Source organism: Streptomyces sp. NBC_00459 (assembly GCF_036013955.1).
GTDB lineage: Bacteria > Actinomycetota > Actinomycetes > Streptomycetales > Streptomycetaceae > Streptomyces.
In genome coordinates, this window is sequence record NZ_CP107903.1 from 6,481,813 (window position 1) to 6,495,551 (window position 13,739).

11 protein-coding genes are annotated in these 13,739 nt (G+C 67.2%); 8 read left to right on the forward strand and 3 right to left on the reverse strand.

Annotation, left to right across the window (positions count from 1 at the left end; translation table 11 throughout):
* Positions 1-3 precede the first annotated feature (3 nt).
* Positions 4-294, reverse strand: a complete 291-nt coding sequence (locus tag OHN74_RS28715) for a hypothetical protein (RefSeq protein WP_327697477.1) — start codon at positions 292-294, stop codon at positions 4-6.
* Positions 295-608: 314 nt separating this feature from the next.
* On the opposite strand from OHN74_RS28715, the gene OHN74_RS28720 reads away from it, so the two are divergent.
* The gene (locus tag OHN74_RS28720; protein ID WP_327697478.1) at positions 609-2,876 is read left to right on the forward strand and encodes an ABC transporter family substrate-binding protein; all 2,268 of its coding nucleotides are present in this window, start codon (positions 609-611) and stop codon (positions 2,874-2,876) included.
* A gap of 93 nt (positions 2,877-2,969) precedes the next feature.
* Here OHN74_RS28720 and OHN74_RS28725 read toward each other — a convergent pair whose 3' ends face one another.
* A complete protein-coding gene (locus OHN74_RS28725; RefSeq protein WP_327697479.1) occupies positions 2,970-3,557 on the reverse strand; it encodes a hypothetical protein in 588 nt (195 codons plus the stop codon).
* Between the two features lie 326 nt (positions 3,558-3,883).
* On the opposite strand from OHN74_RS28725, the gene typA reads away from it, so the two are divergent.
* From typA to OHN74_RS28760, 7 genes are all read left to right on the forward strand, one after another.
* Positions 3,884-5,791 (forward strand): translational GTPase TypA, encoded by a 1,908-nt coding sequence (typA, locus tag OHN74_RS28730; protein WP_327697480.1) that lies wholly within the window; start codon positions 3,884-3,886, stop codon positions 5,789-5,791.
* A gap of 418 nt (positions 5,792-6,209) precedes the next feature.
* A complete protein-coding gene (locus tag OHN74_RS28735) occupies positions 6,210-7,256 on the forward strand; it encodes an ABC transporter permease (RefSeq protein ID WP_327697481.1) in 1,047 nt (348 codons plus the stop codon).
* Between the two features lie 99 nt (positions 7,257-7,355).
* Positions 7,356-9,149 (forward strand): ABC transporter substrate-binding protein, encoded by a 1,794-nt coding sequence (locus OHN74_RS28740; RefSeq protein ID WP_327697482.1) that lies wholly within the window; start codon positions 7,356-7,358, stop codon positions 9,147-9,149.
* 110 nt (positions 9,150-9,259) lie between these two features.
* Positions 9,260-10,237, forward strand: a complete 978-nt coding sequence (locus tag OHN74_RS28745; protein ID WP_327697483.1) for an ABC transporter permease — start codon at positions 9,260-9,262, stop codon at positions 10,235-10,237.
* A gap of 15 nt (positions 10,238-10,252) precedes the next feature.
* Positions 10,253-11,314, forward strand: coding sequence for an ABC transporter ATP-binding protein (locus tag OHN74_RS28750; protein WP_327697484.1), 1,062 nt, complete (start codon positions 10,253-10,255; stop codon positions 11,312-11,314).
* 13 nt (positions 11,315-11,327) lie between these two features.
* Positions 11,328-12,452 (forward strand): ABC transporter ATP-binding protein, encoded by a 1,125-nt coding sequence (locus tag OHN74_RS28755; RefSeq protein ID WP_327697485.1) that lies wholly within the window; start codon positions 11,328-11,330, stop codon positions 12,450-12,452.
* A 294-nt stretch (positions 12,453-12,746) separates the two neighbouring features.
* On the forward strand, positions 12,747-13,124 hold the full coding sequence (locus OHN74_RS28760; RefSeq protein ID WP_327697486.1) for a VOC family protein: 378 nt from the start codon (positions 12,747-12,749) through the stop codon (positions 13,122-13,124).
* A 13-nt stretch (positions 13,125-13,137) separates the two neighbouring features.
* Here the strand turns inward: OHN74_RS28760 and OHN74_RS28765 are convergent, their stop codons facing one another.
* Positions 13,138-13,722, reverse strand: a complete 585-nt coding sequence (locus tag OHN74_RS28765) for a Uma2 family endonuclease (RefSeq protein ID WP_327697487.1) — start codon at positions 13,720-13,722, stop codon at positions 13,138-13,140.
* Between the last annotated feature and the right edge of the window lie 17 nt (positions 13,723-13,739).

Below are 13,739 nucleotides of genomic sequence, written 5' to 3' on the forward strand. Positions count from 1 at the left end.
TTCTCAGGGGGCGTGACGGTCGCGGGCGCCGAGTCCTTCGTCGTCCGAGTCCGTCCACAGGGTGTTGTCGTACGGGGTGTCGGAGATGGACACGAGGTCGGGGCGCCGGGGCTGGGCGAGCGCGGGGGCGGCCTCGCGGAGCAGCGCGAGGCTTTCGCGCAGGTGGTTGGCGTCGCTGCGGAGGCGGCGCATTTCCAGGCCGCCCTTGCCGATCTGCTGTTCCAGGCGGCCCATCGAACGCAACAGGTCGTCCAGGCAGCGCTGTACTGACGTCAGTTCGTCGTGCACGGACATGACGTGACCTCACTTCCGCCGGGCGGGTGTGCCCTTGGTGGAGACGTTCATGCGCCTGAGAGTGTTGCGCGTCACACCTGCCGGTGGGAAGCGGTGTGCATGGATTGGCTGAGGGACAGGGGTGCGCCGGGGTGTGCGTCCCCGGGGCTCCGCCCCCGGATCCCTGACCGAAGATGCGGTAAACGACCGTGGATGCGGCAAATGGGTGGGCTTCCGGAGCGGGCCCGCCGTGTCTCCCCCCGCTGCCGAACCCTTTCCTCTTCAGTGGCCGTACATCTGATCAACGGCATATCACGCCACCGGAGGTAGACCTGATGTCCCACCACGGCGTCGGACTGCGCGCGGTCACGCGCTCGGTCGCCTTCCTCACCGCCGGCGTGCTCGCCGTGCCCCTGGTCAGCGCGTGCGGCGGTGACCAGGACGAAGAGAGCAAGCCACTTGCCGGGCAGGACATCGCGCCCGCCGCCCGCGACCGGCTCGCCGATGGCGGCACCCTGCGCTGGGCCGTGGACGCCGTACCGGAGACACTGAACACCTTCCAGGCGGACGCCGACGCGACGACCACCCGTGTCGCGCAGGCCGTGCTGCCGTCGATGTACCGGCTCGACCCGAACGGGCGGCCCCAGCGCAACGCCGACTTCCTGGAGTCGGCCAAGGTCGTCGAGACCGAGCCCAAGCAGGTCGTCCTCTACAAACTGAACCAGCAGGCCGTCTGGAGCGACGGCCGGGAGATCGGCGCCGCCGACTTCGCCGCCCAGTGGCGTGCCCTGTCCGGCAAGGACTCGGCGTACTGGACCGCCCGCAACGCGGGGTACGACCGCATCGAGAAGGTGCAGCGCGGCGCGAACGACCTGGAGGTCAAGGTCACCTTCGGCAGGCCCTACGCCGACTGGAAGTCGCTCTTCTCGCCGTTGTATCCCAAGGAGGTCATGGGCACCCCGGACTCCTTCAACGACGGGGCGCGACGCAAGCTCAAGGTCACCGCCGGGCCCTTCAACCTCAAGAAGGTCGCCAAGGCGGACGGCGACGTCGTCCTCGTACGCAACCCGCGCTGGTGGGGGCGTACCCCGCGGCTCGACGGGATCGTCCTGCACGCCGTACCGCGCGACAAGCGCGCCGAGGCGCTCGCCGCCGGCAAGGCGGACGTCGCGGAGATCGACCCCGCCGAGGCCGAGCGCATCGTTCTCGCCGCGCGCGGCAAGTCCACCCCCCTCCAGGGCCCCGGCGCCGCGCTCACCCCGGCCCGCGCCCTGCGTTCCTGGGCCCTCGCGCACGGTTCCGACGACGAGGCGGCCGGGGCGGAGGCCGGTGTCCGGCGCAAGCAGCGCGCCGCGGCCACCAAGTACGCCGAGCAGCAGCAGTCGCTCAGTGCGTTCGAGGTGCGCAAGTCCCTCGAACCGGCCTACACGCAGCTCGCCCTCAACGGCGCCGACGGCCCCCTCGCCGACGAGCGGGTCCGTCGCGCGGTCGCCCGTGCGCTGGACCGCGAGGAGATCGCCGGCCTCGTCCTCAAGCCGCTGGGGCTGCCCGCCGTACCCGTCGGCAGTCATCTCGCGCTCTCCGGGCAGACCGCCTACGCCGACAACAGCGGCGCCCTCGGCGGCCAGGACACCGACGAGGCCGAGGAACTGCTCGCCGACGCCGGCTGGGTGCCCGGCGGCCCGCTCGGGAAGCCCGGGAAGAAGGACGGCGAGAAGGTCGCCGGGGGCGAGGGCGAGAAGGCCGGTGGGAAGTCCGCCGCGCCGAAGGCCTCCCCGAAGACGTCACCCAAGGCAGGCAAGGCCGGTGACGACGACGGGACGTATGTCGTCGGCGACGACGACAAGCCGTACGGCGAGCCCGTCCGCGATGACCATCAGAACCCCCGGGACCACCGGGAGCACCGGGACGGTTCGGGGAAGAAGAACCTCGCCCAGGACGGCAAGCAGTCCGTCCAGAAGCACCCGGAGCAGGGCGGTGCGCCCGGTGCCTACGCACCCAAGGGCACCCCCGCTCCCGCCGGGGCCGCCGCCGGGGCACTCGCCAAGGACGGCAAGCCGCTGACCCTGCGGTTCGTACTCCCCTCGGGGCCGGGCTCCGCCACGCTGCGGGCCGTGGGCGAGCGGATCGCGCGGATGCTGGACCGGGTCGGTATCCGTACCGCCGTGACCAAGGTCTCCGACGACAGCTACTTCAAGGACCACATCGCTTCCGGCCAGTACGACCTGGCGCTGTACTCGTGGCCCGCGTCCGCGTTCCCCGCCACCGACGCGCGACCCATCTACGCCAAGCCGGTGCCCGCCGCCGACGGGTCGCTCAACGTCGAGCAGAACTACACCCGCGTCGGCACCGACCAGGTGGACCAGCTGTTCGACCAGGCCATCTCCACCCTGGACGAGGGAAAGTCGGCCTCGCTGGTGCGCAAGGCCGACGCCCGGATCTGGGCGGCCGGCGGGTCCATTCCCCTCTTCCAGCGGCCCCAGCTCATGGCTGTGCGGAAGAACACCGCGAACGTGGGGGCGTTCGGCTTCCAGACGCCTGTTTATGAGGACATGGGGTTCTTGAAGGAGGAGACACTGCCGTCGAGCCCTGCGGGTGACTGAGGAAGCGCCGCGAGTTGCGGGACCCCTGTGACGGGGTACGGCCGGGACCTCTGAGGAGGTCCCGGCCGTGTTCACTGCATGTCGCTCACGGAATCAGCAGTAGCCGTTCTTGGCCGCCCGCTTGATCGTTCCCGCAGCTGGCCTCTCGGTGCACTTGACGCCACCCTCAGCTAGGACGTTCCAGCTCCGCGCCTTGCCGGAGCCTTCCTTGCCGAAGGCCGTTCCAGCGCTGTTGCAGGTCTTGGCGGTCCAGTAGCCGGACGCTCGCTTGACCCCGCTGAAGACGACGTAGGTACCCGGCTTGTTGAAGTTGTAAGTGACCGACTCGCTGCGCTCGCTGGTCTTCTCGCCGGACTTGGACAGAGTTCCGGAGACGTGCGCGTCCATGCTGGAGATCACCCAGCTGGCTGAGTAGCTGGCGCCTGCGGTCACCTCACGCCCCGCCGTCACCGAGGTGCGGTATACCGCGCTCTTCGTGAACGTACCGGTGCTGTCCTGGGCGATGTTGATCTGCTTGGCATGGGTCACGACCCACGTGCTGCTCAGCTGGGTCCACTTAGCGCTCTTGTACCCCGGCTCACAGATGACCGGTGCTGCGCTCGCGGCCGAGACCGGCCCGAGCACGACAGTGGCCATCGCTATGCCGGCGGCAGCAGCCATCGACACGAATTTCTTGCTCACAAAATTTCCCCGTTTCGAGAGCGAATCGCCCCGCTAGATTGACAGGGCAGCGTCAAACTACAGTCGTGTGGTCGAAGGGGACAATGCGATTTGAGGGGAATCTGAGCTTGGACGATCGGTTTTTTAGTGGGCTTTGGGTACCTGCTGGAGTGCCTTGTCCTGACCCCGCGCAGACGCCTTGAAGTCGGGGCAGCAGCTACCCGGAAAGCCTTCTCGCCCAGGGCCCCGTACCATGGGGTAAGGCCGTGGCATGTTCAGCCCGGCAGGGTCCGCGTAACACAGATGTACGCGCAGGCCATCCACTCAAGCCGGGAGTACGCCGCAATATGGCCACGCGCCACGACATCCGCAACGTCGCCATCGTCGCCCACGTCGACCACGGGAAGACGACACTGGTCGACGCCATGCTGAAGCAGGCCGGTGCCTTCGCCGCGCACGCCGCCGAGTCGCTCGACGACCGCATGATGGACTCGAACGACCTGGAACGTGAGAAGGGCATCACGATCCTCGCCAAGAACACGGCGGTGAAGTACCACCCGAAGGACGGGGGGGACGTCATCACCATCAACATCATCGACACCCCGGGCCACGCCGACTTCGGCGGCGAGGTCGAGCGTGGTCTGTCGATGGTGGACGCCGTGGTTCTGCTCGTCGACGCCTCCGAGGGGCCGTTGCCGCAGACCAGGTTCGTGCTGCGCAAGGCGCTCCAGCAGCGTCTGCCGGTCATCCTGTGCATCAACAAGACCGACCGCCCGGACTCCCGGATCGACGAGGTCGTCAACGAGACGTACGACCTCTTCCTGGACCTGGACGCCGACGAGGAGCAGATCGAGTTCCCCATCGTCTACGCGTGTGCGCGTGACGGTGTCGCCTCGCTGACCAAGCCGGAGGACGGCACCGTCCCGGCCGACAGCAACAGCCTGGAGCCGTTCTTCTCCACGATCCTGTCGCACGTCCCGGCCCCGTCGTACGACGAGGAGGCCCCGCTCCAGGCGCACGTCACCAACCTGGACGCCGACAACTTCCTCGGCCGTATCGCGCTGCTCCGCGTCGAGCAGGGCGAGCTGCGCAAGGGCCAGACCGTCACCTGGATCAAGCGTGACGGCTCCATGTCCAGCGTGCGCATCACCGAGCTGCTGATGACCGAGGCGCTCACCCGCAAGCCGGCCGAGATGGCGGGCCCCGGTGACATCTGTGCTGTCGCCGGTATCGCGGACATCATGATCGGCGAGACCCTCGCCGACCCCGAGAACCCGATCGCGCTGCCGCTCATCACGGTCGACGAGCCGGCGATCTCCATGACCATCGGTACGAACACCTCGCCGATGGTCGGCCGTGGCGGCACCGGCAAGGGTGCCGAGAACAAGGCCGTGGTCAAGGACCGCAAGGTCACCGCCCGTCAGGTCAAGGACCGGCTCGACCGCGAGCTCATCGGTAACGTCAGCCTCCGTGTCCTCGACACCGAGCGTCCCGACGCCTGGGAGGTCCAGGGCCGTGGTGAGCTGGCGCTCGCCATCCTGGTCGAGCAGATGCGCCGCGAGGGCTTCGAGCTGACCATCGGCAAGCCGCAGGTCGTCACCCAGATCATCGACGGCAAAATCCACGAGCCCGTCGAGCGCATGACGATCGACGTGCCCGAGGAGCACATGGGCGCGGTCACGCAGCTCATGGGCGTCCGCAAGGGCCGGATGGACAACATGTCCAACCACGGCTCCGGCTGGGTGCGCATGGAGTTCGTCGTGCCCTCCCGCGGTCTCATCGGCTTCCGTACGGAGTTCCTCACGGGCACGCGCGGCACCGGCATCGCGCACTCCATCCACGAGGGCCACGAGCCCTGGTTCGGCGTGCTGGCGACCCGTAACAACGGTTCGCTGGTGGCCGACCGGGCCGGCGCCGTCACCGCGTTCGCGATGACGAACCTCCAGGAGCGCGGTGTGCTGTTCACCGACCCCGGCACCGAGGTGTACGAGGGCATGATCGTCGGCGAGAACTCGCGCTCCGACGACATGGACGTGAACATCACCAAGGAGAAGAAGCTCACGAACATGCGGTCGTCCTCGGCCGACTCGTTCGAGGCGATCGTCCCGCCGCGCAAGCTCTCCCTGGAGCAGTCCCTGGAGTTCTGCCGCGACGACGAGTGTGTCGAGGTCACCCCGGAGGCGGTTCGCATCCGCAAGGTGAACCTGGACGCCCGTGAGCGCGCCCGCTCCGCCAGCCGCGCCAAGCACGGCTGATCGGGCGCTGAACAGGCTCTGATCCGGCGTCACGAGGACCCGGTCCCCCTCGGCGGGGGACCGGGCCTCAGGCATGTCCGCGACGCCACGCCGGAAACGGGTTCGCCCCCCTGTGCGTATCCCTGTCCGCGCGCTGTGCGACGCTGTTCGGATACCGGTGAACCAACGATCAAGTTTCGGACATGTAAACAGAAACCCATCCCTTTATGTCCGTTTGGTGGATTTACTGTTTGACGTGTCAAGCGCGACCAGGTGTCAATCTTTGCAATTTTTGCTCAAAATTTCGACGGTAGGGAGATCCCTATGCCTTCCGGCCTTGACGCGCGTTGACTTACTTGGCGAAAGTTCCCCCAAACCACAGAACCCGCCGGTATCTGTGCTGCGCTCAACTCTCCAACCCCCCGGGGGAAGAACACACATGACCAGTCCAGCCAAGGCTGAAGGCTCCGGGCCCTCGATCGCCTTGGACCCCGAGCTCGATACGAACCCCGGGCCGTCCAAGGGCGCGAAGAACCTCGAGGGCCGTTCTCCCGGCCAGTTGATGTGGCAGCGCTTCAAGCGTGACCGTACCGGTGTCGTCTGCGCTTGCGTAGTCATTTTCTACTTCGTCATCGCGCTGGCGGCGCCCCTGCTCACCAAGCTCAGCGGGACGAACCCCTACACGCTGTACGGCCAGGACCCCACGTACGCGGACACCCCCGTCCTGGACGAGTTCGGGCTGCCGCTCGGCTACTTCGGCGGCGTCTCGGGGACTCACTGGTTCGGCGTGGAGCCGCAGCTGGGCCGTGACGTCTTCGCCATGCTGATGTACGGCATGCGCACCTCGCTGTTCATGGCGGTGGGCGTGACCGTGCTGCTCATGGTCACGGGCATCCTCATCGGTCTGATCGGCGGCTACGTCGGCGGTCGTACCGACTACTGGATCGGCCGGGTCACGGACTTCTTCCTCTCTTTCCCCTCACAGCTGTTCTTCATCGCGTTCATGCCCGTCGTGACCGCGTTCTTCGTGGACCCGCAGGAGGAAACCCCCACGTACCTCCGCGCGGTGGCCATGCTGATCGTGCTGTGGGTGCTGGGCTGGATGGGCATGGCCCGTCTGATCCGCTCCACGGTGCTGTCCCTGCGCGACCGAGAGTTCGTGGAGGCGGCAAAGGTCGCGGGTGCCTCTCCGTGGCGGATCATCCGCAAGGAGATCCTGCCCAACGTGGTCTCGCCGATCCTGGTGCAGTTCACGTACCAGCTGCCCAGCACGATTCTCACCATCGCGTTCCTGTCCTTCGCGGGCGTCGGCTTCGTCGAGCCGACTCCCGACTGGGGGCGCCTGTTCGCCGCCGGTGCCAGGTACGCGGAGCCCGATCCGTCCTTCATGTTCTTCCCGGGCCTGGCACTGGTGATCTTCATCCTGTGCTTCAACCTCCTCGGAGACTCCGTACGGGATGCGTTCGACCCCAAGTCCGGGCGCTGAACCGTCCATTGGTGGGGGGTGACTGCCGCCCCCGCGTGGCCTGTCGGTCACGTCAGGCAGTACTCATGGATAACAACTGACAGGTAGGTATTCGCCAAAATGAAGTCGCTCAATTCGCGTAGAACGCGGGCCATCGTGGTCGCCATCGCGGCCGGCTCCCTCGCGCTCACCGGTTGCTCCGAGAACAAGGGCGGCAGCTCCGGCAAGGACTCCAAGGAGGACCAGTCGAAGGCCGCCGAGCAGTCGAAGGCGGTCGTCTACGCCGACGCAGCCGCGTCGACCGGCCCCGCCGAGGAGGTCGCCGGCGCCAAGAGCGGCGGTACCGTCCAGGTCTACCAGGAGTCGGGCCTCACCCACCTGGACCCGGGTCAGATCTACGTCTCGGACGCCGGCCAGGTCGCCAACCTGCTCTACCGCGGCCTGACCAACTTCGAGGAGGACGGCAAGGGCAACGTCTCGGTCGTCGGTGACCTCGCGACCGACTCGGGCAAGTCCTCGGACGGCGGCAAGACCTGGACCTACACGCTGAAGGACGGCGTCAAGGACCAGAACGGCAACGTCATCACGTCCGCCGACATCCGTCACACCATCGAGCGCCAGTACGCCGCGTTCATCTTCGACGGCCCGACCTACCTGCAGACCTGGCTGAGCGGCCCGAAGTACCGCGACACGCTGAAGGACGGCGGCTTCGGCTCCAAGCACCTGCCGGCCACGATCCTGGACACCCCGGACGCCAAGACCGTCGTCTTCCACTTCGACACGGCGCGTCCGGACCTTCCCCAGACGCTGGCCATGCCGGGCTACTCGGTCGTCCCCGAGAAGACCGACACCAAGGAGAAGTACGACGCGGCCCCGGTCTCGACCGGCCCGTACAAGATCGCCGAGTACAAGGTCGGCAAGTCCATGAAGCTCGTCAAGAACGAGAACTGGGACCCGAAGACCGACTCGGTGCGCCACCAGTACGTGGACGGCTTCAACTTCGACTTCGGTGTCACCGAGTCGACGCAGACCAGCCGTCTGATCGCGGACCAGGGCGAGTCCAAGAACGCCATCCAGCTCACCGGTGGTGTCGAGGCGACCCAGATCCAGAAGGTCATCAGCGACGCGGCCGTGAACAAGCGCACGATCAAGGGCTACCAGCCCTACGTCATGACGCTGACGTTCAACCTGGACCGGGTGAAGAACAAGGCCGTCCGTGACGCGATCACCTACGGCATCAACTCCAAGTCGCTCATCGCCGGTGAGGGTGGCGCCTACGGTGGCGACCCGGCCGCGAACCTGTTCGCCCCGACCCTCCCGGGCTACGAGGCCTCGTACGACCCGTACGGCCGTCTGAAGACGCCCCAGGGCAACATCGCGAAGGCCAAGGAGCTCCTCAAGGACGTTCCGGCCGCCGAGAAGAAGCTCGTCTACGCGTACTCCAACAGCGAGGCCGGCCAGAAGCGCAAGGTCGCCATCGAGGACGCGCTGACGAAGATCGGCATCGACGTCGTCGCCAAGGAAGTCGACTCTGCGAGCTACTACGAGCAGATCGGCAAGGTCAAGAACCCGTACGACATGTACGTCACGGGCTGGGGCCAGGACTGGCCGTCGCCGGGCACGGTCATCACGCCCATCTACGACGGTGACCAGGTCGCCGACGGGTCCGCGAACTACTCGCACATCAACGACCCGAAGGTCCAGGAGCTCATCAAGAAGGCACTGACCCAGGAGCCGACCGCCGCTGCCGTGACCTGGCGGGAAGCGCAGCACTACATCCTGGAGAAGGTCAACCCGGCCGCTCCGCTCTGGTACACCAAGCAGTTCCAGCTCTACGGTTCGAACATCGGCGGTGCCCGCTACAGCACCGAGTCGAGCTACATCGACATCACCCGACTGTTCCTGAAGTCGTAACTCTCTACGGCTGATCGCGGGGGTGCGCACCAGGCGGAGCGCACCCCCGCGGTTCCGTGAACCCGTCCCATCCCGTCTCCGCACGTCTCCGCAGAGAGCAGCCCCCCGCCATGTTTCAGTTCATCCTCCGGCGCACGGTCGGTGCCGTCGTCACCCTGTTCCTGATCGGCGCCACCACGTTCTTCCTGTTCGTCGCGGCGCCCTCCGACTACGCCTCACTGGCCTGTGGCAAGGACTGCTCGCCCGCGAGACTTGAGGACATCCGTCAGGCACTCGGGCTCAACCTGCCCATCGCGCAGCAGTTCTGGGACTTCATGTCCGGCATCGTGACCGGCCGTGACTTCCCGCAGGGCCACTGCAGCGCACCCTGCCTCGGACAGTCGTTCTACTACAACGACATGGTCTGGAACCTCATCAAGGACCGCTTCCCGCTGACCCTGTCGCTGACGATCGGCGCGCTGGTCGTCTTCCTGGTCCTGGGTCTTGGCGCGGGCATGCTCTCCGCCTACAAGCGTGGCTCCCTGGTGGACAAGATCTCCACCGGCGCGTCCATGGTGCTCAGCTCGTTCCAGATCTACTTCCTCGGACCGATCGCGCTGATCGTCTTCGTCTACAGCACCGGCTGGATGGAAGACCCGAAGTACGTGCCGTTCACCGAGGACCCGGTCGGCTGGCTCGTCGGACTCTCCATCCCGATGGTCGTCATGGCCACCATCTTCACCGCGCAGTACACGCGTATGGCGCGCGCCTCGATGATCGAGCAGCTCGCGGAGGAACACGTCCGCACCGCCCGCGCCAAGGGCATGTCACAGAAGTACGTCTTCTTCCGCTACGCCTGGCGCGGTTCGCTGATCCCGATCGTCACCGTGCTCGGCATCGACATCAGCGCCCTACTCGGCGGCGGTGTCGTCACTGAAATCACCTTCTCCCTCCAGGGCATCGGCCGCCTGGCCGTGGACGGCGCGGTCCAGAAGGACCTCCCGCTGACGATGGGCATCATGTTGTTCGGGGCCTTCTTCATCCTGATCCTGAACATCCTTACCGACATCGTGTACGCCTATATCGACCCGCGCGTCCGGCTCTCCTAGGAAGAACGAACCACCGTGACCACACTGACCAAGCCAGAGGACGCACCGGCCCCGACCGGTCCGGACAGCTTCCTCTCGGTCCGCGATCTCAAGGTGCAGTTCTCCACCGAGGACGGCATCGTCAAGGCGGTCGACGGGCTCTCCTTCGACGTCGAGCGCGGCAAGACCCTGGGTATCGTGGGCGAGTCGGGATCCGGCAAGTCCGTCACCAACCTGACGATCCTCGGTCTGCACAACCCCCGGACCAGCACTGTCGACGGCGAGATCGTCTTCGACGGCAAGGAACTCGTCACCGCCACGGAGAAGGAGCTGGAGCAGCTCCGCGGCAACAAGATGGCGATGATCTTCCAGGACCCGCTGACCGCGCTCTCCCCGTACTACACGGTGGGCCGCCAGCTGTCCGAGCCCTACATGAAGCACACCGGCGCCTCCAAGAAGGAGGCCAAGGACCGGGCCGTGCAGATGCTGGAGAAGGTCGGCATCCCGCAGCCCAAGACACGCTTCGACGACTATCCGCACCAGTTCTCCGGCGGTATGCGCCAGCGCGCGATGATCGCCATGGCGCTGATGTGCGACCCCGACCTGCTGATCGCCGACGAGCCCACCACCGCGCTGGACGTGACGGTGCAGGCCCAGATCCTGGACCTGCTCAAGGACCTCCAGCAGGAGTTCGGCTCCGCGATCATCTTCATCACGCACGACCTCGGCGTCATCTCGAACATGGCCGACGACCTGCTGGTGATGTACGCCGGCCGGGCCGTGGAGCGCGGCTCCGTGAAGGAAGTCCTCCGCACGCCGCAGCACCCGTACGCCTGGGGCCTGCTCACCTCCATGCCGCGCCTGGACGGTGACATCAACGAGGCGCTGACGCCGATCCCCGGCTCGCCGCCCTCGCTGCTCAACCCGCCCTCGGGCTGCCCCTTCCACCCCCGCTGCGCGTTCACCAGCGAGGTGTCGGGCAGCCTCTGCACCGACGTACGGCCGTCGCTGGGAGCCGGGCGCGACTCCGCGTGCCATCTGTCGGCGGAGCAGAAGCAGACCATCTTCATCGACAAGATCCAGCCCCGGCTGCGCTAGGGAGCACCGAGACATGAGCGACAACCTCACCCTCCCCACACAGCAGGATTCCACCGGTACGTCGACCGAGGAACTGCTCAAGGTCGAGGGACTCACGAAGCACTTCCCGATCTACGGCGGCTTCCCGATCAAGCGGAAGGTCGGCGCCGTCCAGGCGGTCGACGGCATCGATCTGACCATCGGTGTCGCCGAGAGCGTCGGCATGGTGGGCGAGTCGGGCTGCGGCAAGTCGACCGCCGGCCGGCTCATCACCCGCCTCCTGGAGCCGACCGGCGGCAAGATCACGTACTCCGGCCAGGACATCACGCACGCCTCGCGCAGGCAGCTGGCGCCGGTCCGCTCCGAGATCCAGATGATCTTCCAGGACCCGTACAGCTCCCTGAACCCGCGCCAGACCGTCGGCACGATCATCAAGTCGCCGATGGAGGTCAACGGGATCGAGCCGTCGGGCGGCCGGGAGAAGCGGGTCCGGGAGCTGCTGGAGCTGGTCGGGCTCAACCCCGAGCACTACAACCGCTTCCCGCACGAGTTCTCCGGCGGTCAGCGTCAGCGCATCGGGGTGGCCCGCGCGCTCGCCCTGCAGCCGAAGCTGATCGTGGCGGACGAGCCGGTCTCCGCGCTGGACGTCTCCATCCAGGCCCAGGTGGTGAACCTCCTCAAGAAGGTCCAGGAGGAGATGGGCATCGCGTTCCTGTTCATCGCCCACGACCTGGCCATCGTGCGGCACTTCTCGCAGCGGGTCGCGGTGATGTACCTCGGCAAGATCGTCGAGGTCGGCGACCGCGACTCGATCTACAACCGTCCGCGTCACCCGTACACGCACGCCCTGCTGTCCGCCGTTCCCGAGGTGGCGATGGACGACGAGACGGACGCCCGTGAGCGCATCCGCCTCGCCGGTGACGTCCCCTCGCCGATCCACCCGCCGTCCGGCTGCCGTTTCCGTACGCGCTGCTGGAAGGCCCAGGACAAGTGCGCGAGCGAGGAGCCCCCGCTGGTCCAGATCTCCGGCAACCGTGAGAACCACCTGACGGCCTGCCACTTCCCGGAGGACCCGACGACGGAGGCGCGGGACGAGGACGTCGTGCTCGACCCGGCGCTGAAGGCGCTGGAGGCGGAGGACTCCGTCGGCAAGGAGTAGGACCGGCGTACCGCGGTTGACGTACGTGGCCGGGGGCGGGAGCCGTGTGCTCCCGCCCCCGGCCACGTTCAGGTGTGCCGGGGCGGCGTCTCAGGGGCGCGGGAGGGGCCTTTCAGGAGCGCGAGGCGGTGCCGGTGTGCGGCTCCGCCGCGTGGGCGCGACAAGCTCCCACCGGCCGGCAGCCGACAACCGACCGCCGAACCCCGACCCCTCCGACACTTATTCGCTCGACTTCCGGCCCCGCGTCCGGGAACCTCGCACCCGGTGTTTCTCACAACGGCCAGGAGGCCCAGGTTGTCCTTCCCCACGATCCACAACATCACCTTCGACAGCACCGGTGACCCCTACGATCTCGGCCTGTTCTGGAGCGCGGTGTTCGGCCGCCCGCTGGCCGACGACGACAAGCCCGGCGACCCGGAGGCGGTGCTCCAGGACCCGGACGGCGGGCCTACGCTGCTGTTCATCCGGGTGCCGGAGGGCAAGTCGGTGAAGAACCGCCTGCATCTCGACCTGCGCCCGCACGGGCGCACCCGGGACGAGGAGGTCGAGCGGGTGGTCTCCCTCGGGGCCCGGGTCGTCGCGGACCACCGCAGGGCCGACGGCGGCGGATGGGTGCTGATGGCCGACCCCGAGGGCAACGAGTTCTGTGTGGAGCGGGGGGAGTTGGGCTGACCGTCGGTGGCGTTCAGCTCGGGTCGTTCCCGGCTTTCCCGTAGCGGCGGAACGTGTGGGTCTGCACGGTCCAGGGGCCGACCGGCACCGAGTCGCCGAAGATGTAGGGGTCCTTCTGCTGGTAGCGGCCCTTGCACGGGTCGGAGTGCACCTCGATGGTGCCCGTGCGGGGATCGACGATCATGTAGTGGGCGATGCCCATTGCGGGGTACTCGGTCAGCTTCTCGCCATAGTCGTTGTTCGGGTCGGACGGCGAGACGATTTCGATGACGGCCAGCACCTGGGTAGCGTCGACGGCGAGCCCTTCCTCGTCGAGGACGTCCTCGGGGATGACGACGGCATCCGGGCGGCGCATACGGCTTATGGCCGGGTGCTCGATCTCGGGGCCGTTCTCGCAGACATAGCCGGGGTGCGTGTCCGGCAGCTGGGCGTTGAGCTGGTTACGGATGCGCCGGACTGTGCCCTCGTGACGCTTCGACGGGCTCATCATGGCCAGGAAGGGGCCTGAAGGTCCGATCTCGACGTTCCAGGTCCCTTCGAGCTCTTCGGCGTAGGCCGTGAGCTCCTCGGCGATCGCGCGCATCTTCGCGTAGTCCATACCCAAAGAGTAGCGAT

Bases quoted from the DNA above. Each gene is read 5' to 3' on its own strand.
- OHN74_RS28715 (WP_327697477.1), bottom strand. From the start codon at position 294: ATGTCCGTGCACGACGAACTGACGTCAGTACAGCGCTGCCTGGACGAC.
- OHN74_RS28720 (WP_327697478.1), top strand. From the start codon at position 609: ATGTCCCACCACGGCGTCGGACTGCGCGCGGTCACGCGCTCGGTCGCC.
- typA (WP_327697480.1), top strand. From the start codon at position 3,884: ATGGCCACGCGCCACGACATCCGCAACGTCGCCATCGTCGCCCACGTC.
- OHN74_RS28735 (WP_327697481.1), top strand. From the start codon at position 6,210: ATGACCAGTCCAGCCAAGGCTGAAGGCTCCGGGCCCTCGATCGCCTTG.
- OHN74_RS28740 (WP_327697482.1), top strand. From the start codon at position 7,356: ATGAAGTCGCTCAATTCGCGTAGAACGCGGGCCATCGTGGTCGCCATC.
- OHN74_RS28745 (WP_327697483.1), top strand. From the start codon at position 9,260: ATGTTTCAGTTCATCCTCCGGCGCACGGTCGGTGCCGTCGTCACCCTG.
- OHN74_RS28755 (WP_327697485.1), top strand. From the start codon at position 11,328: ATGAGCGACAACCTCACCCTCCCCACACAGCAGGATTCCACCGGTACG.
- OHN74_RS28765 (WP_327697487.1), bottom strand. From the start codon at position 13,722: ATGGACTACGCGAAGATGCGCGCGATCGCCGAGGAGCTCACGGCCTAC.